The sequence below is a fragment of the Sanguibacter suaedae genome, from assembly GCF_016342785.1.
Taxonomy (GTDB): domain Bacteria; phylum Actinomycetota; class Actinomycetes; order Actinomycetales; family Cellulomonadaceae; genus Sanguibacter; species Sanguibacter suaedae.
In genome coordinates this window covers 1-21,465 of sequence record NZ_JAEINH010000022.1, presented here as the reverse complement: position 1 = coordinate 21,465, position 21,465 = coordinate 1, and the positions used below count along the sequence as shown (strand labels likewise).

Annotated in this window: 18 protein-coding genes; 16 read left to right on the top strand and 2 right to left on the bottom strand. The window is 72.8% G+C overall.

The window, feature by feature from the left end; all coding sequences use genetic code 11:
• Positions 1-1,027: putative F420-0 ABC transporter substrate-binding protein (locus tag JAV76_RS14710; protein ID WP_307844285.1), on the bottom strand; the 1,027-nt coding region annotated here is incomplete at its 3' end.
• 199 nt (positions 1,028-1,226) lie between these two features.
• Positions 1,227-2,051, bottom strand: coding sequence for a pyrroline-5-carboxylate reductase (gene proC, locus JAV76_RS14705; protein ID WP_198734828.1), 825 nt, complete (start codon positions 2,049-2,051; stop codon positions 1,227-1,229).
• Positions 2,052-2,102: 51 nt separating this feature from the next.
• Here proC and JAV76_RS14700 point away from each other — a divergent pair, with 51 nt between their 5' ends.
• The 16 genes from JAV76_RS14700 to JAV76_RS14625 all read left to right on the top strand — a co-directional run bounded on the left by JAV76_RS14700 (position 2,103) and on the right by JAV76_RS14625 (position 21,301).
• Positions 2,103-2,873 (top strand): SDR family NAD(P)-dependent oxidoreductase, encoded by a 771-nt coding sequence (locus JAV76_RS14700; protein WP_198734827.1) that lies wholly within the window; start codon positions 2,103-2,105, stop codon positions 2,871-2,873.
• Between the two features lie 246 nt (positions 2,874-3,119).
• A complete protein-coding gene (locus JAV76_RS14695; RefSeq protein WP_198734826.1) occupies positions 3,120-3,323 on the top strand; it encodes a hypothetical protein in 204 nt (67 codons plus the stop codon).
• A 151-nt stretch (positions 3,324-3,474) separates the two neighbouring features.
• Complete coding sequence (gene ileS, locus JAV76_RS14690; protein ID WP_198734825.1) at positions 3,475-6,726, top strand: isoleucine--tRNA ligase; 3,252 nt, start codon at positions 3,475-3,477, stop codon at positions 6,724-6,726.
• Positions 6,723-8,123: a bifunctional folylpolyglutamate synthase/dihydrofolate synthase gene (locus JAV76_RS14685; RefSeq protein WP_198734824.1), complete on the top strand. Its 1,401-nt coding sequence runs from the start codon at positions 6,723-6,725 to the stop codon at positions 8,121-8,123. Before ileS ends, JAV76_RS14685 begins: the two co-directional genes overlap by 4 nt.
• 103 nt (positions 8,124-8,226) lie before the next feature.
• Positions 8,227-9,222, top strand: a complete 996-nt coding sequence (gene dhaK / locus JAV76_RS14680) for a dihydroxyacetone kinase subunit DhaK (protein WP_198734823.1) — start codon at positions 8,227-8,229, stop codon at positions 9,220-9,222.
• Positions 9,223-9,290: 68 nt separating this feature from the next.
• The gene (dhaL, locus tag JAV76_RS14675) at positions 9,291-9,992 is read left to right on the top strand and encodes a dihydroxyacetone kinase subunit DhaL (RefSeq protein WP_198734822.1); all 702 of its coding nucleotides are present in this window, start codon (positions 9,291-9,293) and stop codon (positions 9,990-9,992) included.
• Positions 9,989-10,753 carry a dihydroxyacetone kinase phosphoryl donor subunit DhaM gene (gene dhaM / locus JAV76_RS14670; RefSeq protein WP_198734821.1) on the top strand — a complete coding sequence of 255 codons (765 nt, stop codon included), beginning with the start codon at positions 9,989-9,991 and terminating at the stop codon, positions 10,751-10,753. The genes dhaL and dhaM overlap by 4 nt, the downstream gene beginning before the upstream one ends.
• Positions 10,754-10,814: 61 nt before the next feature.
• Entirely contained in the window at positions 10,815-11,432 is a 618-nt protein-coding gene (locus tag JAV76_RS14665) for a TetR/AcrR family transcriptional regulator (protein ID WP_307844284.1), read from the top strand.
• A 68-nt stretch (positions 11,433-11,500) separates the two neighbouring features.
• Entirely contained in the window at positions 11,501-13,198 is a 1,698-nt protein-coding gene (locus tag JAV76_RS14660; protein ID WP_198734819.1) for an MDR family MFS transporter, read from the top strand.
• The gene (locus JAV76_RS14655) at positions 13,195-13,635 is read left to right on the top strand and encodes a DUF4233 domain-containing protein (protein WP_307844283.1); all 441 of its coding nucleotides are present in this window, start codon (positions 13,195-13,197) and stop codon (positions 13,633-13,635) included. Before JAV76_RS14660 ends, JAV76_RS14655 begins: the two co-directional genes overlap by 4 nt.
• A gap of 48 nt (positions 13,636-13,683) precedes the next feature.
• Positions 13,684-14,124 (top strand): nucleoside-diphosphate kinase, encoded by a 441-nt coding sequence (gene ndk / locus JAV76_RS14650; RefSeq protein WP_198734818.1) that lies wholly within the window; start codon positions 13,684-13,686, stop codon positions 14,122-14,124.
• Between the two features lie 25 nt (positions 14,125-14,149).
• The gene (gene smc / locus JAV76_RS14645; protein ID WP_198734817.1) at positions 14,150-17,788 is read left to right on the top strand and encodes a chromosome segregation protein SMC; all 3,639 of its coding nucleotides are present in this window, start codon (positions 14,150-14,152) and stop codon (positions 17,786-17,788) included.
• Between the two features lie 84 nt (positions 17,789-17,872).
• Positions 17,873-18,277, top strand: a complete 405-nt coding sequence (locus JAV76_RS14640; RefSeq protein ID WP_198734816.1) for a hypothetical protein — start codon at positions 17,873-17,875, stop codon at positions 18,275-18,277.
• Between the two features lie 44 nt (positions 18,278-18,321).
• Positions 18,322-19,509: a signal recognition particle-docking protein FtsY gene (gene ftsY / locus JAV76_RS14635; protein WP_198734815.1), complete on the top strand. Its 1,188-nt coding sequence runs from the start codon at positions 18,322-18,324 to the stop codon at positions 19,507-19,509.
• A gap of 152 nt (positions 19,510-19,661) precedes the next feature.
• Entirely contained in the window at positions 19,662-20,966 is a 1,305-nt protein-coding gene (locus JAV76_RS14630; protein ID WP_198734814.1) for an ammonium transporter, read from the top strand.
• Positions 20,963-21,301 (top strand): P-II family nitrogen regulator, encoded by a 339-nt coding sequence (locus JAV76_RS14625; protein WP_198734813.1) that lies wholly within the window; start codon positions 20,963-20,965, stop codon positions 21,299-21,301. Before JAV76_RS14630 ends, JAV76_RS14625 begins: the two co-directional genes overlap by 4 nt.
• Positions 21,302-21,465 lie beyond the last annotated feature (164 nt).

Genomic DNA, 21,465 nt, shown 5'->3' with positions numbered 1-21,465 from the left:
GCGACCCGAGCTGGTCCGCGAGGTCGGCCGCCGCGGACACCGAGCGCACGCCTGCCTCCGTCGCCGGGAACGGGACCACGAGGTACCGGCCCTCGCGGACGGCCGTGAGGTTGGCCGTCGCGGGGTTCTCCTCGAGCACCTCGATCTTGTTCTCTGCGGAGTTCCATGCCGAGTCGACGAGGACGAGGACGTCCGGGTCGGTCTCGATGGCGTTCTCCCACGAGTACGGTCCCCACGTGTCGTCGATCCCGGCGGCGACGTTCTCCAGGCCCACGGCCTCCATGACCATCTGCGGCGACCCGATCCCGCCGCCGACGTACGGGATGTCCGACCCGGACGAGTACCACAGGGCGGTGAGCCCCCGCGTGTCCGCCTCGACGTCGGCGAGCTCGGCACGCTGCGCGTCCACGAGCTCCTGCGCCGCGCCCTGGACGTCGAAGACCCCACCCACCTCGAGGATCTCCGCGAACACGTCCTCGTAGGTCAGGGGGGCTGGCTGGTAGGCGGGGTCCTTGCACGCGGACGGCGAGACGTACGTCGCCACGCCCATCGTCCCGAGGGTCTCGCGGTCGCCGGCACCCTCGGCCGTGAGGTTGGACTCCCAGCCCGCGTACACGAGGTCGGGCTCGAGCTCGAGGACGGCCTCCGAGCCCGGCACCTTGTCCGAGAGCGGCGACGCGATCGCCTCGTTGCCCTCGGCGGCGTCCGCGAGCCACTCCGCGACGGGCCCGTCCGGGTAGGCGGTGCCCACGACGCGGTCGCCGAGCCCCAGCGCGAGGAGCATCTCCGTGGTGCTCGACTTGATCGTCACGACGCGCTCCGGGGCGGCGTCGACCGTCACCTCCACGCCGCAGTTGTCGAGGGTCAGCGGGTAGCCCGTGGTCGCTGCGCCACCCGCGGTCGTCGCGGACGGCGACGGCTCGTCCGACGCCGACCCGTCGGGCGAGCAGGCGGCCAGCGCGACGCCCAGCGTCACGACGAGACCGAGGACAGGGAGGGCGCGAGCGGTCGATGGAGCGAGGGGCACGAAGGATCTCCGGAGGTCAGCGGGACGGCGACGGGGGTGCGGCATCAGCGCACCAGGAGACCAGCGGGCCAGAGCGGAGCCCGCGCCACCGGACCAGATCGGGCCCGGGATCACGACGAACGATACCCTCGCCGCACCGGGCGGCGCAGCCCGCCCCAGCCCGCTCCGAGCTGCGCCAGACCGCCCGGTCCCGCCCCGGTCAGCCGTTCGAGGCCGCTCCGATCTCCTTGTCGCGCGCGATCGTCGAGCTCACCCCGTGGACCACCGTGGAGAGGAACCCGCGGTCCTCGAGCGCGAGGAGCCCGGCCACCGTCGTCCCGCCGGGGGAGCACACGGTGTCGATGAGGTCCCACGGCGAGCTCTCCGACTCGAGGACCATGCGGGCGCTCCCCAGGACGGCCTGCGCCGCGATGCTCGTCGCCAGGGCCTTGGGCATCCCGGCCTTGACCGCGCCCCGGGCGAGGGAGTCGACGAAGAGATAGGCGAACGCCGGTGCGCTCCCGGCGATCGCCGTGAACGCCGAGAACTGCGACTCGTCGAGCTCCCACGCCTCGCCCACGGCCCGGAACATCCCGAGCACGAGCTCCACGTCCTCGCGCGACGCCGCGGTGTTGCCCGCCACGGCCGCGCACCCCTCACCGACGGTCGCGTTGACGTTCGGCATGACGCGCACCACCGGACCCGGGCCGCCCGTCGTCGCCAGGAGCCCCTCGAGGCGCTCGATGGACGTGCCCGCCGCCACCGACACGACGACCCTGCGGCGGTCCGCGATCCGCTCGGCCAGCCCGGGCACCACCGAGGGGAGCACCTGCGGCTTGAGGGCCAGCACCACGACGTCGGCGACGTCGACGAGCTCCTCCGGCGACGCCGCCGTGCGCACGCCCAGCTCCTCGGCCAGCGCCTCGCACTTGTGCGCGTTGCGGTCGTGCACGACGATCTCCGACGCGGGGAGCGAACCGTCGGCCACCACCCCCCGCACGATCGCGGTCGCCATGTTCCCGGTGCCGATGAATCCGACGGTCATCTCAGCTCGTCTCTCGTGGGGTGCAGGGGTCGGGGTCTACCGTAAGGGCCCATGACGACCACGAGCACGACCGACGGACCGACCCTGCGAGCCGTCGTCACAGGCGCCTCCTCCGGCATCGGTGCAGCCACCGTCCGACGCCTGCGGTCCGAGGGGTGGGCCGTCGTCGCCGTCGCACGGCGCGGCGAGCGGCTCGCGGCGCTCGCGGACGAGACGGGTGCCGAGGTGGTCGTCGCGGACGTCACCGACGCGGACGACGTGTCGCGCCTCGCCGCCACCGTCGTCGCGGGCGGCCCGGTCCACGCCCTGGTGAACAACGCCGGCGGCGCTCTCGGGGCCGACCCGGTCGAGCACGGCGACGTCGCCGGCTGGCGCGCCATGTACGAGACGAACGTCCTCGGGACCCTCGCGGTCACCCAGGCGTTCCTGCCCGCGCTGCGCGACTCGGGGCGCGGCGACGTCGTGGTGCTCACCTCGACCGCGGCGCACGACACGTATCCCGGGGGCGGGGGCTACGTCGCCGCGAAGCACGCGGAGCGCGTCATCGCCTCGACCCTGCGCCTCGAGCTCGTCGGCGAGCCGCTGCGCGTCATCGAGATCGCCCCCGGCATGGTGCGGACCGAGGAGTTCTCCCTGAACCGCTTCGCCGGGGACGCCGCGCGGGCCGACGCCGTCTACGCCGGGGTCGACGAGCCGCTCGTCGCGGACGACGTCGCCGACGCCGTCGTGTGGACGCTCACCAGGCCGCACCACGTGAACATCGACTCGATGATCGTCCGGCCACGGGCGCAGGCGTCCAACACGGTCGTGGCGCGCGGCTGACGCGCGGTCACCACCGCCCGGGATCTTGCGCTCCGGCACCGCGCGGTGGCAGAGTTCTCCCGTGACCACCACCCTGCCGACCGCCGCCCGCGCCCGTCGCGCGCACGCCGTCGTCGTGGTCACCCGCGCCGCGTGTTGTTGAGGCCCCTGCCTCCGACCCGCCAGCGCCGCTCCACGGGCACGACCCTCCGGACCCCCGTCCGACGTGCCGTCCCGAGCGGGCCCCTCCAGCCCCAAGGACCCACCATGGTCACGCTCGACGTCCTCACCTCCGCCCCCCTCACCGTCGAGATGCTCGTCGCACGAGACATCTCCGCCTACACCGAGCGACTCCAGGCCCGGCAGCGCGCTAGCATGGACGCACAGGCGTCGACCCGGCCATCACCGGCGAGCCTCCGGAAGAACGGGATGCGCGACCTCGCCGCACGGCGGGCGTCGCACCCCCAGTAGAACCGGACGGGTGGCCCGTCACAGCCGGCACGAGTGGTCACCGGCGGCGCCGGCGGCAAGCGGGGTGGTACCGCGGCACGACGCGAAGGCGTCGACGTCGTCCTCGCACGGATCGAGCACCGCCCGGACCACCCGCACGAGGAGCCGCACCATGTCACCGACCGCCGAGTCCGCCTACCCGCTGCACCGCCCGACGGAGTCCGGCGTGCCCGCCTCCCCGCACCTGCCCTCCATCGAGGAGGACGTCCTCGCGCACTGGGCGCAGGACGGCACCTTCGCGGCGTCCGTCGAGGCGCGCCCCGCGGGCGACGACGGCTCCAACGAGTTCGTCTTCTACGACGGGCCCCCCTTCGCCAACGGGCTCCCGCACTACGGGCACCTGCTCACCGGGTACGCCAAGGACGTCGTCCCGCGCTACCGGACCATGCGCGGGCAGCACGTCGAGCGGCGCTTCGGGTGGGACACCCACGGTCTGCCGGCCGAGCTCGAGGCCGAGCGGGTCCTCGGCATCACCGACAAGGCGCAGATCGAGGCCATGGGCATCGACGCCTTCAACGCGGCGTGCCGCGAGTCGGTCCTGCGGTACACGGGGGAGTGGCAGCAGTACGTCACGCGCCAGGCGCGCTGGGTGGACTTCGAGAACGACTACAAGACGCTCGACGTGACGTTCATGGAGTCCGTCGTGTGGGCGTTCAAGCAGCTGTACGACAAGGGCCTCGCGTACGAGGGGTACCGCGTCCTGCCGTACTGCTGGCGCGACGAGACGCCCCTGTCCAACCACGAGCTCCGCATGGACGACGACGTCTACCAGTCCCGGCAGGACCCGGCCCTCACCGTCGGCGTCCGTCTCGAGACCGGCGAGCTGGCGCTCGTGTGGACGACGACGCCGTGGACGCTGCCGTCCAACCTCGCCATCGCCGTGGGACCGGACGTCGAGTACGTCGTCGTCGCGCCCGGCAGCGGGTCGGCCCTCGCCGGGCAGGAGGTCGTGCTCGGTGCCGCCCGCCTGGCCGCCTATGCCAAGGAGCTCGGGGAGGACGCGACGGTGCTGCGCACCGTGACCGGGGCCGAGCTCGCCGGACGCCGCTACACGCCGCCCTTCGACTACTTCGCCGACGACGCGGACAACGCGGCCGCCCACCACGTCCTCACCGCCGACTTCGTGACCACCGAGGACGGCACGGGCCTCGTGCACCTCGCGCCCGCCTTCGGTGAGGACGACATGGCGGTGTGCCAGGAGGCCGGGATCTCCACCGTCGTCACCGTCGACGCCCGCGGCCGCTTCACGCCGCTCGTGCCCGACTACGTGGGCCAGCAGGTGTTCGACGCCAACCCGCACGTCATCAAGGACCTCAAGGAGGGCACCGGTCCGCTCGCACGGACCGACGCCGCGCGTCGTGCGGTCGTCGTGCGCCACGAGACGTACCAGCACTCCTACCCGCACTGCTGGCGCTGCCGGAACCCCCTCATCTACAAGGCGGTCTCCAGCTGGTTCGTGCGCGTCACCGAGATCCGTGACCGCATGGTCGAGCTCAACCAGGACATCACCTGGACGCCCGAGCACATCAAGGACGGGCAGTTCGGCAAGTGGCTCGCCGGCGCCCGCGACTGGTCCATCTCGCGCAACCGGTACTGGGGCACGCCCATCCCCGTGTGGGTGAGCGACGACGACGCCTACCCGCGCACCGACGTGTACGGCTCCATCGCCGAGCTCGAGGCCGACTTCGGGGTCGAGGTCACCGACCTCCACCGGCCGTTCATCGACGAGCTCACCCGGCCCAACCCGGACGACCCCACGGGCCGGTCGACCATGCGCCGCATCCCCGACGTCCTCGACGTCTGGTTCGACTCGGGGTCCATGCCGTTCGCCCAGGTCCACTACCCCTTCGAGAACGCCGACTGGTTCGAGCACCACTACCCGGGCGACTTCATCGTCGAGTACATCGGTCAGACGCGCGGCTGGTTCTACACGCTGCACGTCCTCGCGACGGCGCTCTTTGACCGGCCCGCGTTCCGCAACGCCGTCTCGCACGGCATCGTCCTCGGGTCCGACGGCCGGAAGATGAGCAAGTCGCTGCGCAACTACCCGGACGTCTCCGAGGTGCTCGACCGCGACGGGTCCGACGCGATGCGCTGGTTCCTCATGAGCTCGCCGATCCTGCGCGGCGGCAACCTCGTCGTCACGGAGGAGGGCATCCGCGACTCCGTCCGTCAGGTCCTCCTCCCCGTGTGGAGCACGTACTACTTCTTCACGCTGTACGCCGGGAGCGCGAACGGTGGCGCCGGGTACCGTGCCCGACGCGTCACCGCGGCCGAGGTCGACGGGCTCGCCGACATGGACCGCTACCTCCTCGCTCGCACGGGCGACCTCGTCCGGGTCGTCGAGGCCCAGATGGACGCGTTCGACATCGCCGGCGCGTGCGAGAGCGTGCGCGACCACCTCGACGTCCTCACCAACTGGTACGTGCGCACCCAGCGCGACCGGTTCTGGCAGGAGGACGAGGACGCCTTCAACACGTTGTGGACGGGCCTCGAGACGCTGACCCGTGTCATGGCCCCGCTCGCACCGCTGCTCTCCGAGGAGGTCTGGCGCGGCCTCACCGGAGAACGGTCCGTGCACCTCACGGACTGGCCGTCCACCGACGACGACGTCCTCGCCCCAGCCCCGGACCTCGTCACCGCCATGGACCGCGTCCGGTCCGTCGTCTCCGTGAGCCTCGGGCTGCGCAAGGCCCACCGGCAGCGCGTGCGTCAGCCCCTGGCGCGGCTCACCGTCGCGCTGGCCGACCCGGAGGCCCTCGCGCCCTACGCGGCGCTCCTCGCGGCGGAGCTCAACGTCAAGGAGGTCGACCTCGTCACCCTCGGCGACGGCGCGGCAGCGCGGTTCGGCATCTCCCAGCGTCTGAGCGTCAACGCCCGGGCCGCCGGACCACGCCTGGGGCGCGGCGTCCAGGCGGCCATCAAGGCCGCCAAGGCCGGCGCCTGGTCGCAGGCCGACGACGGCACCGTCGTCGTGACGACCGACGCCGGGGACGTCGCCCTGCTCGAGCCCGAGTACGAGCTCGAGACCGTCGTCGGTGGTGATGCGGACGCGCAGGCCGACGCCGCCGCAGCCGTCCTCGCCGGCGGCGGGTTCGTCGTCCTCGACCTCGCGCTCACCGACGCCCTCCGCGCCGAGGGGTACGCCCGCGACGTCGTCCGCGACGTCCAGGACGCCCGCAAGGCCGCGGGTCTCAACGTCGGGGACCGCATCGTGCTCGAGCTCGCCGTCCCCGAGGAGTGGGTCGCGGCGGTCGAGGAGCACCGGTCCCTCGTCGCCACCGAGACCCTCGCCGTGCGGGTCGACGTCACGTCGAGCACCACGTCGGAGCGCACCGTCGCCGTCTCGAGGGCCGACGCATGAGCAGCCGCACGAACGGACGACGCCGCGACCAGGGCCCCGAGGTCCCGCCGGAGGTGAAGGCCGAGCTCGACGACGTCTACCGGAGCATCATCGCCCGGGCGCCCGAGCACGACATCGACCCCACCCTCGACCGGGTGCGGCAGGTCTGCGAGCTCCTCGGGGACCCGCAGAAGGCGTTCCGGACGATCCACGTGACCGGCACCAACGGGAAGACGTCCACCGCCCGGATGACCGAGCGCCTCGTGCGCGAGCACGGGCTGCGGACCGGGCGGTTCACCAGCCCGCACCTGACCTCCGTGACGGAACGGATCGCCATCGACGGCGAACCGCTGAGCGCCGAGCGCTTCATCGAGGTCTGGAAGGACGTCGCGCCCTACGTCGAGATGGTCGACGAGTCCTCGGAGGCCGCCGGGGGGCCGCGCCTGTCCTTCTTCGAGGTGCTCACCGTGATGGCCTTCGCCGCCTTCGCGGACGCTCCCGTCGACGTCGCCGTCGTCGAGGTGGGGCTCGGCGGTCTGTGGGACTCGACCAACGTCGTCGACGCCGAGATCGCGATCATCACCCCCGTCGCCCTCGACCACCAGAAGTGGCTCGGGGACACCGTCGAGGAGATCGCCGCCCAGAAGGCGGGCATCGTCAAGGACGGGGCCACCCTCGTCCTCGCCCAGCAGACGCCGCTCGTCGAGGACGTCGTCGTCGAGGCCGCGTCGGCCCGTGGTGCGCACGTCCTGCGCGAGGGCACGGACCTCGAGGTCGCCGAGCGCTTCCCGGCGGTCGGCGGGCAGCTCATGAGCCTGCGCACCCCGGCCGGTCTGTACACCGAGATCTTCATGCCCGTCCACGGGGCGCACCAGGCGCACAACGCGCTCCTCGCCCTCGCGGCGACCGAGGCGCTCGTGTCCGGCGGCGGGGCGCTCGACGGGGACGTCGTGGGGGCGGCGTTCGACGCGATGGACAGCCCCGGTCGCCTCGAGGTCGTCCGGCGCAGCCCGACGATCCTCGTCGACGCGGCGCACAACCCCGCCGGTGCGCAGGCCCTCGTCGGCGCCCTCGAGGAGTCGTTCGACTTCACGCGGCTCGTGGGCGTCGTCGGCATCCTCGCGGACAAGGACGCCGAGACCATCCTGTCTCTCCTCGAGCCGGTGCTCGCCGAGGTGGTCGTCACGCAGTCCGGCTCGGTGCGGTCCCACGACGTCGACGACCTCGAGGAGATCGCGCGCGAGATCTTCGGCGAGGAGCGCGTCCACAACGTCGCACGGCTGGACGTGGCGCTCGACGTCGCCGCCGCCCGCGCGGAGAGCGAGGACCTGGTGGGCGTCGGCACGGGGACCGGGGTCCTCGTCACGGGGTCGGTCGTGCTCGCGGCCGAGGCGAGGATCCTCCTCGGCCGGGGCTGAGGCGGGGGTCGGCCTCGACCGACGGGTGTCGCCGACGGGTGCTTGAATGGCAGGAGCGCCCCATCGACCGGTGGTCCGCCGGCGAGACCCGAGGAGACGCGCCGTGAAGAAGCTCATCAACGACCCCCGTGACGTCGTCAGCGAGTCCGTCGAGGGCCTGGTCCTCGCGCACGAGGACATCCTCGAGCTGCGCACCGATCCGCTGCTCGTCGTGCGCCGCGGTGGTGCTCGCCCCGGGAAGGTCGGCCTCGTCTCCGGGGGTGGGGCAGGACACGAGCCCCTCCACGCGGGTCTCGTCGGCACGGGCATGCTCGACGTCGCGGTCCCCGGGGCGATGTTCACGTCTCCCACTCCCGACCAGGTGCAGCCCGGGCTCGCCGCAGCCGACGGGGGATCGGGCGTCCTCGTGATCGTCAAGAACTACACGGGCGACGTGATGAACTTCGAGACCGCCGTCGAGCTCGCCGAGGCCGAGGGGGCCGAGGTCGCGAGCGTCCTCGTGGACGACGACGTCGCCGTCGAGGGATCGACGTTCACGGCGGGCCGCCGGGGCGTCGCCGGGACGCTCGCGGTGGAGAAGATCGCCGGTGCGGCGGCCGAGCGCGGCGACGACCTCGCGTCCGTCGCGGCGGTCGCGCGGCGCGTGGTGTCCCAGGTGCGCTCCATGGGCGTGGCGCTCGTCGCGGGGACCGTCCCGCACGTCGGGCGCCCCGGTTTCGACCTCGGGGACGACGAGATCGAGCTGGGCGTCGGGATCCACGGCGAGCCGGGCCGCAGGCGGGTCGCGATGGCCCCGGCGGACGCCGTGACGGACATGCTCCTCGAGCCGGTCGTCGACGACCTCGACCTCGTGACCGGCGACGATGTGTTGCTGTTCGTTAACGGAATGGGCGGGACGCCGCTGTCGGAGCTCGCGGTGGTCTATCGTCGGGCTCGCCGGCGCCTCGAGGACAGGGGTGTCCGCGTCGCTCGGTCACTGGTGGGAAGCTACGTGACGTCCCTCGACATGCAGGGTGCGTCGGTGACCGTGCTACGGCTCGATGACGAGCTCCTCTCGCTCTGGGACGCACCCGTGCACACGGCTGCGCTCCGGTGGTGAGACGGGTGCGCAGCGAGCTGCGCCCCGGGGGTCCGGCACGAGATGTCGAGTGGGAGGCTGGGGCAGGCATGGCGTTGGACGTGGCATGGGCGCAGCGATGGGCTCGGCAGACCGCCGAGTCGATCTCGGAGGCCAAGAGCACGCTGATCGACCTCGACCGGGAGATCGGGGACGGCGACCACGGGGAGAACCTCGACCGTGGGTTCCAGGCCGTCGTCACCAAGCTCGACGCGCTCGAGGCGTCGCCGGAACACATCAGCGACGTCCTGCGGCTCGTCGCCACGACGCTCATGTCCTCCGTGGGCGGTGCCTCGGGGCCGCTGTACGGCACGGCATACCTGAGAGCCGCGAAGGTCACCGGCCTGGCCGAGCTCGACGCCCACGGGGTCGTCGCCCTCCTCGAGGGTGCGCTCGAGGGCATCGCCGCACGGGGCAGGGCCGTCCCGGGCGAGAAGACCATGGTCGACGCGTGGTCACCCGCCGTCGACGCCGCGGTCGGGGCCGCCGGACGTGGCGCGAGCCCGGTCGAGGTGCTCGTCGCGGCGGCCGACGCCGCGGCCGAGGGAGCGCGCTCGACCGGGCCGCTCGTCGCCACGAAGGGGCGGGCCAGCTACCTCGGGGAGCGGAGCGCCGGCCACGAGGACCCGGGCGCCACGTCGAGCGCGATCATCCTCCGGGCGGCGGTGCTCGCGGCGACGGCGCCGGAGCACGACCCGCCCACGGGAGACCGTCCCGACGTGTCGACGGCCGACGAGGAGGGCGCCTCGTGACCGCCCCCGTGGGCATCGTCCTCGTGTCGCACTCGCAGGCCCTCGCTGCCGGCGTCGTGGACCTCGCCGCCCAGATGGCGCCGGACGTCCTCATCGTCCCTGCGGCGGGGACCGACGACGGCGGGCTCGGCACGGGCTTCGACCGCGTGCTCGCCGGTGTGGAGCGTGCGCTCGGGGAGTGCGAGGAGGTGCTGGTCCTCGCGGACCTCGGGTCGGCGGTCCTCATGGCCGAGAGCGTCCTCGACGCGCTCGGGGAGGACCGGGCGGCGCGCGTCCGGCTCGCGGACGCGCCGTTCGTCGAGGGCACGGTGGCCGCAGCCGTCACCGCCCACGGCGGCGCCGGGCTGGTCGAGGTCCTCGCGTCCGCGGAGGCGGCGGGCGGGACGTTCGCCCGGGCGGGGCGCGGGCGCGCCGCCGACGGTGCGCCGGCCGGGAGCGGTGCACCGGCGGACGGCAGCGGGTCGACGGGGGCCGGCCACGAGCGGGGCGCTCGGCGGGCCCGGCTCCGCAACCCGCTCGGCCTGCACGCACGGCCCGCCGCGGTGCTCGCACGGTCGGTCGCGGCGTTCGACGCCCGGGTGGCGATCGACGGGGCGAACGCGGCGAGCGTCCTCGAGCTCATGAAGCTCGGCGTGGTCGGTGGCCACGAGGTGGAGATCCGGGCGGAGGGACCGCAGGCGGAGGAGGCCCTGGACATGGTCGTGGCGGCGATCGAGGGAGGGTTCGGCGAGGCTCCGCCGCTGGACGCCCGGCTGCAGTGATCTTGCACACGCAGTAAAATTGCATTGACTGTAAATGTGCACGGGACGTAAGTTCTCTTCCGTGCCCACCACACCCGAACCCCCGGCGAGCTCCGGCCTGCGCGAGCGCAAGAAGGCAGCCCGTCGCGACGCGCTCATCGACGCCAGCCACGAGCTCGTGCGGGAGCACGGGCTCGACCACGTGACCGTCGAGATGATCTGCGACGCCGTCGGCGTCTCGTCGAGGACCTTCTTCAACTACTTCGACTCCAAGGCGGACGCGGTCCTCGGCATCAAGCCGTGGGCGCTGCCCGCCGACGTCGCGGACGCCTTCGCTGCAGGCGGGCCCACCGGCAGGCTCCTGCCCGACTGCGGCACCCTTGTCGAAGGCATCCTCACGGACCCGCCCGTGGACCACGCGCGGCTCGCCGTGGTGCTCGAGCTCGCCGGTCGTGAGCCGGCGCTCGTCGTCCGGCAGATGGCCGCGTTCGAGGAGCACCGCCTCCACATCGAGGCCCTCGTCGCCCGCCGCACCGGGGCAGCCGCACCCGGCCCGCGCGAGGCCACACTGGCCGCCGTCGTCATGCTCATGACCCGGGCCGCATTCGTCCACTGGGACGCCGCCGGGTGCGGCTCCGTCCCGCTCGACCACCTGCCCGCCGTCGTCGAGGAGCTCACCGGGCTCGTCAACGACGCCTGACGACGCCCGCGCCCGGAGCGCAGGCGCCGACATCGCTCCGCCCTCATATCCCCAGAGAAGGTCCACCCATGGCATCCGCCACTCCCGTCGCCACCGGCGCGACCGCCGACAAGCCGCTCGTCGTCCTCGACCAGCGCACCGTCTGGCTGATCTTCGGCGCGCTCCTCGCGTCGATGTTCCTGTCCTCCCTCGACCAGTCCATCCTCGGCACGGCTATGCCGACGATCGTCGGCGAGCTCAGCGGTGTCGAGCACCAGGGCTGGCTCATGACCGCCTACATCCTGGCGATCGCGATCGTCATGCCCCTCTACGGCAAGTTCGGCGACCTCTGGGGTCGCCGGTGGCCGTTCCTCGTCGCCATCGGCCTGTTCACCGTCGCCTCCGCCGGCGCGGGCATGGCGCAGAGCTTCGGCGAGCTCGTCGCATGGCGCGGTGTCCAGGGTCTCGGGGGAGGCGGGCTGATGATCCTGTCGCAGGCGATCATCGCCGACATCGTCCCCGCCAAGGACCGTGGCAAGTACATGGGGCCCATGGGTGCTCTCTTCGGGATCTCGGCCGTGATCGGCCCGCTGCTCGGTGGGCTGTTCACCGACCACGCCGACTGGCGCTGGTGCTTCTGGATCAACATCCCCATCGGGATCGCGGCGTTCGTCGTCGCCTGGCGCACGCTCAAGCTGCCCACGCACCGCTCGGGTCGCAAGATCGACTGGGCGGGGATCTTCTTCATGGTCGTCGCGACGTCCGGCCTGGTCCTCGCCACGAGCTACGAGAGCTGGAGCGGCCAGGACGAGCTCGACTTCTCGGACCGGGGCCTCCAGGCGCTCACCGCCGTGACGGTCCTCGCGATCATCGCCTTCGTCCTCGTGGAGCGTCGTGCCGAGGAACCGCTCATCCCCCTCCACCTGTTCAAGAACCGGACGTTCGCGATCTCGACGTCGGTCGGCTTCGTCATCGGCATGGGCATGTTCGCCGCCCTGAGCTTCCTTCCCACCTTCCTGCAGATGTCCTCCGGCGCCGGGGTCACCGAGTCCGGGTTCCTCATGCTCCCGATGATGGTGGGGATGATGACCACGGCGATCGGCTCCGGTCTGCTCATCTCCCGCACGGGACGCTACCGGCGGTACCCGATCGTGGGCATGGCCGTCGCGACCCTGGGTCTCGTGGCGCTCACGCAGATCTCCGGCGACACGTCCCTCATCGCCTTCTCGGCCATCCTCGTGGTCCTCGGGGCCGGCCTCGGTCTCGTCATGCAGACGATCGTGCTCGCCGTGCAGAACGCCGTGGACCCCAAGGAGATCGGGACGGCCACGAGCTCCAACAACTTCTTCCGCGAGATCGGCGCCGCCGTCGGCATCGCCCTCTTCTCCACGATCTTCACCCGCCGCCTGTCGGAGAACCTCGGGGCGGTCGCCGTCTCGGTCCCGCCGGAGCAGGCCGCGCTCCTCAACCCCGAGGGCGTGACCCCCGGCGCGGTCCAGTCGTTCCCGGAGCCACTGCAGTCGGGCGTCATCGACGGCTTCGCCGAGGCCCTCGCACCGGCATTCTGGTACCTCGTCCCGCTCCTCGCCGTCGGGTTCGTCCTCACGCTCTTCCTCCGGGAGATCGCCCTGTCGAACGAGGCGGGGATGGTCGCCCGTGGCGAGGCCGTCGCCGGTGGCGCGTCGGCGCCCGGTGCGCAGGCGGTCGCCTCCGGCGACGAGGCGTTGGCCGTCGACCCGACGGACGACGCCGAGGAGCGGGACGCGTCGGTATCCTCGAGGACGTGACCTCACCCTCCTCCCACGACGACAGCGGACCGTCCTCCTCGCCGGAGGGCGGTCCGCGGATCGTCCGCAAGCCGTCGGCGAAGGCGCAGTTCGCGTCGACCATGCTCCTGCTGCAGGCCTTCGTCGTGTTCTTCGCCACGCTCGTCGCCTACCGTCTGGTGGACGCCCCGCCCGAGCTCGTGTGGGGGACCGGTGGCGTCCTCGCCGTCGTCCTCGTCGTCCTCAGCCGGACGGTCAAGGTGCCAGGCGGGTATGTCGCGGGCTCAGCGGTGCAGGTGCCGTTCGTCGCCATCGGCCTCGTCGTGCCGCTCATGATCCCGGTCGCCGTCGTCTTCGTCGGGCTGTGGGTGGTCTCCCTGTGGCTCGGTGCCAAGATCGACCGTGAACGTGCCGAGTACGACGCCGCGCACCCCGACGAGGCCCCCAACGTCCCCTGATCGCGGTCACCGCGAGGGCGCGGCAGCTCAGCCGCTAGGGTTTGACGCATGACAACCACAGGCACCACCGCTGTCTCCCGCACGCTCGTCCTCGTCAAGCCGGACGGTGTCCGGCGCGGTCTCTCCGGTGAGATCCTGCGACGCATCGAGGCCAAGGGCTACACCCTCGTGGCCGTCGAGCTCACGCACGCCACGGACGAGCTCCTCGCCCAGCACTACGCCGAGCACGAGGGCAAGCCGTTCTACGCGCCGCTCGTCGAGTTCATGAGGTCCGGCCCGGTCCTCGCGGTCGTCGCCGAGGGGCAGGGCGTCATCCCGGGCTTCCGGTCGCTCGCCGGGGCCACGGATCCGACGGCCGCCGCCCCGGGGACCATCCGCGGCGACCTCGGTCGCGACTGGGGCCTCAAGGTCCAGCAGAACCTCGTCCACGGCTCCGACTCCGAGGAGTCGGCCGCCCGCGAGATCGGCCTGTGGTTCCCCAACCTCTGAGCACCGCCCCACTACGCTCGACCCCGTGCACCTCAAGACACTGACTCTGCGCGGGTTCAAGTCGTTCGCGTCGGCGACCACCCTGCGCTTCGAGCCCGGGGTGACCTGCGTCGTCGGACCCAACGGCTCCGGCAAGTCGAACGTCGTCGACGCCCTCGCGTGGGTCATGGGGGAGCAGGGCGCCAAGACCCTGCGCGGCGGCAAGATGGAGGACGTGATCTTCGCCGGCACGTCCGGGCGGCCACCGCTCGGACGTGCCGAGGTCTCGTTGACCATCGACAACACCGACGGTGCCCTGCCCATCGAGTACGCCGAGGTGACCATCACCCGGACGCTCTTCCGCAACGGCGGCTCCGAGTACGCGATCAACGGGTCGTCGTGCCGCCTGCTCGACATCCAGGACCTCCTGTCCGACTCCGGCCTCGGCCGCGAGATGCACGTCATCGTCGGCCAGGGGCAGCTCGACGCCGTCCTGCGCGCGACGCCGGAGGACCGCCGCGGCTTCGTCGAGGAGGCCGCAGGCGTCCTCAAGCACCGCAAGCGCAAGGAGAAGGCTCTCCGCAAGCTCGACTCCATGCAGGGGAACCTCGCCCGGCTGGGGGATCTCACCGCGGAGGTGCGACGCCAGCTGGGGCCCCTGGGCCGTCAGGCCGAGGTGGCCCGCCGTGCCGCCACCGTCCAGTCCGACCTCCGGGACGCCCGCGCGCGACTGCTCGCCGACGACCTAGCGCAGGCGCTGGCGACCCTCGAGCAGGAGGCCGCCGACGAGGCCGCCCTCGTCGAGCGGCGCACCCGCGCGGAGTCGGACCTCGGCAGTGCCCGGGACCGCCTGGTGGCGCTCGAGGCCCGGGCCGCCGTCGTGGGCCCCGCCCTCGTCGCGGCGAACGACTCCTGGTACCGGTTGACCTCCGTGCGAGAACGCGTCGCCGGTCTGCGCGCGCTCGCCGCGGAACGCGTGCGGCTCCTCGGGACACCCGCACCGCCACCCGGCGACCAGGACCCGCGCGACCTCGAGGCGCAGGCCCGTCGTGTGCGTGCCGCGGAGGCCGAGCTCTCCGAGGAGGTCGGGCGGCACCGCGGCGCGCTCGAGCAGGCCGTCGCCGCGCGCACCGGCGCGGAGGCCGACGCGACCACTGCCGACCGTGCTCTGACTGCTCTCGTCCGGGCTGCCGCCGACCGCCGCGAGGGCGTGGCGCGTCTCGCCGGGCAGGTCGCCGCCCGACGCTCACGCATCGAGGCCGGCGAGGCCGAGCTCGGGCGCCTCCGCGCGTCACTCGCGGAGGCCGAGAGCCGCCGGGAGGCGGCCGCCGCCGAGCTCGCGACCCTCGAGGAGCAGGTGGGCGCGGCCCAGGAGGGTGAGGAGGACCTCGACGCCGACCACGAGGACGCCGCGGCCCTCCTCACGGGGCTCGACGCCCGCGTCACGGCCCTCGACACCGCCCGGCAGCGCGCCGAGCAGGACCTGGCGGCGTGGACGGCCCGTGCGGAGGCGCTCGACCTGAGCCTCGAGCGCAAGGACGCCGCGGGCGTCCTCCTCGCGGACGAGGCCTCGACGGGCGTCGTCGGGTCCATGGCGACGATGCTCACCGTCGACGCAGGATTCGAGGACGCCGTCGCCGCGGCCCTCGGCCTCCACGCGGAGGCCGTCGCCGTGGGGTCCGTCGCGGATGCGGTGGACGCGCTGCGGATGCTCCGCACCGAGGACGCCGGTCGCGCCACGCTCGTGGTCGCAGGAGAGCCCGCCGGGACGCCGGACGACGGCCGTCGGGCCGTTCTTCCGGGCGGGGCCGTCGAGGTGCTGTCCGTGGTCCGGTGCGCACCCGCGGTGCGCGGGACCCTCGAGATCCTCCTCGAGGGGGTGGTCGTCGTCGACGACCTCGCTGAGGCGCGGGCCGTCCTCGCCCGGCGGCCCGACCTCGTCGTCGTCACCCGCGACGGGGACCTCCTCGCGGAGCACAGGGCGAGCGGCGGCTCGCGGTCGGCCCCGAGCGTCCTGCACCTCCAGGCCGCGCGCGACGAGGCTCAGGTGGAGATCGACGCCGCACGTGCGCGGCTCGTCGAGGACGCGCAGGAGCGGGGTGCCCTCCTCGAGGCCAGACGGGCCGCGCAGGAGAGGTACGACGTGACGCTCGGGCGGCTCGACGAGTCCGACGCGCAGATCGCGGCGGTCGGCGAACGGCTGGGGCACCTCGGGGCCACCGTGCGCGGCGCGGTCGCCGAGGCCGAGCGCATCGCCCGGCAGATCACCCTCGTGCAGACCACGGCGGCCGAGGACCGGGAGGGTCTCGCCGAGCTCGAGGAGCGCCTCGACGCCGCCCAGGAGGAGCCCGCCGACGCACGGACCGCGCTCGAGACCGCGACCGAGGATCGCGACCGCAGGGCGCAGGAGGCGGTCGACTCCCGTGCCCGGGAGACGGAGGCGAGGCTCACGCTGCGCACCGCGGAGGAGCGGGAGAGGGCGCTCGCCGGGCGCGCCCAGGGGCTCGAGCGGGCGGCGGTGGCCGCCCGCGCCGCGCGGGAGGCCGCGGCGGCGCGCGAGGCCGAGCGGGCCAGGGGAGCGGCGACCGCGGCGGGGGTGCACGCCGCGACGGAGCACGTCCTCGCGGCGATCGACGCGTCGCTGGTGCTCGCCGCGACCGAGCGCGACCGGGCCGACGCGGACCGCCGCGCCGTCGACGCGGACCTCGTGGCGGCTCGCAGCGAGGCGGACGCGCTCACCGCGTCCCTCCGGGAGATCACCGACGCGGCGCACCGCGACGAGGTCGCCCGCACCCAGCGGCAGCTGCGCGTCGAGCAGCTGCAGGCCCGCTCCGTCGACGACCTCGGGATCGACCCCGTGGTCCTCGTCGACGAGTTCGGCCCGCACCGGCCGGTGCCGTCCGCCGGGGACGGCGGAGACAGCAGGACCGGAGAGGACACGGACGGCGGCGACGGCCCTCCCGGAGCATCCGTCGCGCCCGTAGGTCGTCCCTTCGTGCGGTCGGAGCAGGAGAAGCGCCTCCGCGCTGCCGAGCGGGCCATGGCACAGCTCGGTCGGGTGAACCCGCTCGCGCTCGAGGAGTTCGCGGCGCTCGAGGAACGCCACAAGTTCCTGTCCGACCAGCTGACGGACCTCAAGACGTCGCGCACCGACCTCCTCGAGATCGTGCGGGAGATCGACGACCGGGTGGAGCAGGTCTTCACCGAGGCCTACCGCGACACCGCGGCGCAGTTCGAACGGGTCTTCGCCACGCTCTTCCCCGGAGGGGAGGGCCGCCTCGTGCTCACCGACCCCACCGACATGCTCACCACGGGCATCGAGGTCGAGGCGCGGCCCGCGGGCAAGAAGGTGAAGCGGCTCTCGCTGCTGTCCGGGGGAGAACGGTCGCTCACCGCCGTCGCGCTCCTCGTCGCGATCTTCAAGGCCCGGCCCAGCCCGTTCTACGTCATGGACGAGGTCGAGGCCGCGCTCGACGACACGAACCTCGGCCGGCTCCTGAGCATCTTCACCGAGCTCCAGCAGGACTCCCAGCTCATCGTCGTCACGCACCAGAAGCGGACCATGGAGATCGCCGACGCGCTCTACGGCGTGACGATGCGGGGCGACGGGGTGACCACGGTCATCAGCCAGCGGGTCCGGCCCGCCTCCGACGCCGCCGACGCGGTGGCCACCGCCGACCTGTAGAGGTTTGGTGAGGGGAGCACGAGGAGATGAGGATCACGCCTGTGCGTCCCTGCGACAGGAGGGTCGAGGTGCTAACCATGGCTCATGGTCTCGCTCTACCTCTGGTCCCTCGTCGCCCTCCTCGTCGCCGGAGCCGTCCTCGCGCTCGCCGCGTGGCTCGCTCCCCGCGACCCCGCGGAGGGCAGGACCGGGCGCAGCCTCGTCTCGGACTTCCGTGCCGGCGTCCGGCCCCTCCTCGACGGCGTGCGGTCCCTCGTCGCCACGGTCCGTCGCCGCGGCGCGGCACCGGACGGGACGGCTCCCGGGACGTCCGCACCGCGCCGCGTCCCCGCCCTGCCCACGAGCCGTGGACCTGTCGGCGGGACATGGGCGCTCGACGAGGACACGCAGACCACCACCATCGACGACTTCTTCGAGGCCACCCGCACGGACGGCCCCGCCTACCTCGACTCCGCCGAGCTGGCCGACGCCCTGCACCGCCGACGCTGACGCCCACGTGGTGCGGACCCCGACGATCCTGAGAGACTTCCCCCGTGACTGATCAGCTGCCCCTGTGGATCTCCCTCGCCGTCCTCGTCCTCGGGACGCTCGGCTTCGTCGGCTACTCCTCGACCCGTGGTCGTTCCCACCGGGGCGAGCTCCCTCCGGGCACGGACACCGACGTCGACGATCCGACGACGACCGACGTGACCGAGCCCGCCCCGGACACCACGACGGGGCCGGCGGGTTCGATCACGGACGTCGTCGAGCCCCTGCTCGTCCCCGACGTCGAGGTTCCCGAGGCCCCCGCGGGCAGGCTCGCGCGCTTGCGGGACAGGCTCGCGCGGTCCGGCTCGCCCCTGGGGACACGGCTGCTGTCCGTCCTGTCCCGTGACCACCTCAGCGAGGACGACTGGGACGAGCTCGAGGAGACCCTCCTGCTCGCCGACGTCGGCGCAGGACCCGCGGGAGAGCTCATCGACGCGCTCCGGACGCGCGTGCGCGTGGAGGGTGTCAAGGACCCGGTCGGCGTGCGCTCGATGCTCCGTCAGGAGCTCGTCGCCCTCGTCGACCCGACGCTCGACAGGTCGCTCGGCACGACGCCCACCCTGGCCGAGGACGGGACCAAGACGCCGGCCGTCGTGCTCGTCGTCGGGGTCAACGGCACCGGCAAGACGACGACCGTGGGCAAGCTCACGCGCGTCCTCGTCGCCGAGGGCAGCACCGTCGTCCTGGGGGCCGCCGACACCTTCCGCGCGGCCGCCGCCGACCAGCTGACCACCTGGGGTGCACGCGTAGGCGTCGAGACCGTCCGCTCCGCCAAGGACGGCGCCGACCCGGCCTCCGTCGCCTTCGACGCCGTGCGCACCGGCAGGGCGAGGGACGCGGACGTCGTCCTCGTCGACACCGCGGGCCGCCTGCAGAACAAGGCCGGCCTCATGGACGAGCTCGGCAAGATCACCCGGGTCATCACCAAGGACGCACCCCTGACGGAGGTGCTCCTCGTCCTCGACGCGACCACCGGCCAGAACGGGCTCAACCAGGCACGCGTCTTCGCGGAGGTCGCCGGCGTCACGGGCATCGTCCTCACCAAGCTCGACGGCACCGCCAAGGGCGGCATCGTCGTCGCCGTCCAGCGGGAGCTCGGCGTCCCCGTGAAGCTCGTCGGCCTCGGCGAGGGACCCGACGACCTCGCACCCTTCGACGCCGAGGGCTTCGTCGACGCCCTGCTCCAGGGCTGACCTCCCACCGCAGCCCTGCCGCGAAACACAACGTTTACGCGGCCCGCCTCCTCGTCACCAGGGCGTAACACCTGCGCGCTCCCGCCGTAACGCGCCTCCCCGAGGGTTGTACCCGACCGGCCGCCGGGCCGGCGATGGGAGATGTGATCGATATGTTGGATACAGGAGCGACCGCGTGGATGCTGATGTCAGCATCGCTCGTGCTGCTCATGACACCAGGTCTGGCCTTCTTCTACGGCGGCATGGTCCGGAGCAAGAGCGTCCTCAACATGATGATGATGTCCTTCGGTGCGATCGCCGTCGTCGTCGTCGTGTACGTCCTGTGGGGCTGGTCGATGTCCTACGGCAGCGACATCGCCGGGATCGTCGGCAACCCGGTCGACCAGTTCGGACTCCAGGGAGCCATCTACGACGACGCCGGTGAGTTCCTCATCGACGACTACGGCGTCCCCGCCGTCGTCGGCATCGGCTTCCAGGTGACCTTCGCCATCATCACCACCGCCCTCATCAGCGGTGCCATCGCCGACCGCGTGAAGTACGGCAGCTGGCTCGTCTTCACGGGGATCTGGGTCACCCTCTCCTACTTCCCGATCGCCCACATGGTCTGGGGCGGAGGGCTCCTCTCGGGCTCCGAGGACGGCCTCGCGGCCATGATCTTCGGGACCACGGACGGCGCCGCCACGGTCGCTCCCATCGACTTCGCCGGCGGAACCGTCGTCCACATCAACGCCGGTGTCGCAGGGCTCGTCCTCGCGCTCCTCGTCGGGGCACGCAAGGGCTTCGGCAAGGAGCCCATGCGGCCGCACAACCTCCCGTTCGTCATGCTCGGTGCCGCGCTCCTGTGGTTCGGCTGGTTCGGTTTCAACGCCGGGTCGGCGTTCACCGCGGACGGCGCCGCCGGTCTGGCATGGCTCAACACCACCGTCGCCACGGCCGCCGCGATCCTCGCCTGGCTCGTCACCGAGAAGATCCGCGACGGGCACGCCACCTCCCTCGGAGCGGCCTCCGGAGTCGTCGCGGGCCTCGTCGCCATCACCCCCGCAGCCGGGTCGGTGAGCCCCATCGGCTCCCTCGCCCTCGGTGCCGTCGCCGGCGCACTGTGCGCCCTCGCGGTCGGCCTCAAGTACAGGCTCGGGTTCGACGACTCCCTCGACGTCGTCGGCGTCCACCTCGTCGGTGGGCTCGTCGGCACGATCCTCATCGGCTTCCTCGCCACCGACGGCGGCCTGCTCTACGGTGACGGTGCCAGGCTCCTGGTCGTCCAGATCGTCATCGCCCTCGTCGCCGTCCTCTTCTCCGGCGTCGTGACGCTCGTCGTCGGGCTGATCATCAAGAGCACGCTCGGATGGCGTGTGACCGAGGAGGCCGAGGTCGGCGGGATCGACCTCGCCGTCCACGGCGAGTCGGGTTACGAGACCCTCGGCGGAGGCCGGGTCATTACGGAGGTCAGGTCATGAAGCTCGTCACCGGAATCATCCAGCCGCACCGTCTCGACGACGTGAAGTCCGCCCTGGAGGCAGCAGGGGTCCGCGGGATGACCGTGAGCGAGGCGAGCGGGTACGGGCGCCAGAAGGGGCACACGGAGGTCTACCGCGGCGCCGAGTACACCGTCGACCTCGTCCCGAAGGTCCGCATCGAGGTCCTCGTCGAGGACGACGACGCGAGCGTCGTCACCGGTGTCATCGTCCAGGCCGCCCAGACCGGGAAGATCGGCGACGGCAAGGTGTGGACCGTCGCGGTCGACGACGTCGCCCGCGTCCGCACCGGCGAGCACGGCGCCCAGGCCCTCTAGCAGGAGCACCACCAGCACGCAGATCCATCGCGCGCGGCACGACGCCGGGCGCCGGCGAGGGACCGGCGACGCCCGGTCCAGGGGGCAGGAGCACCATGTCGGACCAGTCGCCCCAACCGGCGGAAGCAGCCACGACCGCGCGACCCGCGGAGGTGGCGCCCCCC

Coding starts and splice junctions, on each gene's coding strand:
- JAV76_RS14695 (WP_198734826.1), top strand. CDS start 3,120: ATGGTCACGCTCGACGTCCTCACCTCCGCCCCCCTCACCGTCGAGATG.
- JAV76_RS14660 (WP_198734819.1), top strand. CDS start 11,501: ATGGCATCCGCCACTCCCGTCGCCACCGGCGCGACCGCCGACAAGCCG.
- JAV76_RS14640 (WP_198734816.1), top strand. CDS start 17,873: ATGGTCTCGCTCTACCTCTGGTCCCTCGTCGCCCTCCTCGTCGCCGGA.
- JAV76_RS14630 (WP_198734814.1), top strand. CDS start 19,662: ATGTTGGATACAGGAGCGACCGCGTGGATGCTGATGTCAGCATCGCTC.
- JAV76_RS14685 (WP_198734824.1), top strand. CDS start 6,723: ATGAGCAGCCGCACGAACGGACGACGCCGCGACCAGGGCCCCGAGGTC.
- ndk (WP_198734818.1), top strand. CDS start 13,684: ATGACAACCACAGGCACCACCGCTGTCTCCCGCACGCTCGTCCTCGTC.
- ileS (WP_198734825.1), top strand. CDS start 3,475: ATGTCACCGACCGCCGAGTCCGCCTACCCGCTGCACCGCCCGACGGAG.
- JAV76_RS14625 (WP_198734813.1), top strand. CDS start 20,963: ATGAAGCTCGTCACCGGAATCATCCAGCCGCACCGTCTCGACGACGTG.
- dhaL (WP_198734822.1), top strand. CDS start 9,291: ATGGCGTTGGACGTGGCATGGGCGCAGCGATGGGCTCGGCAGACCGCC.
- JAV76_RS14700 (WP_198734827.1), top strand. CDS start 2,103: ATGACGACCACGAGCACGACCGACGGACCGACCCTGCGAGCCGTCGTC.
- proC (WP_198734828.1), bottom strand. CDS start 2,051: ATGACCGTCGGATTCATCGGCACCGGGAACATGGCGACCGCGATCGTG.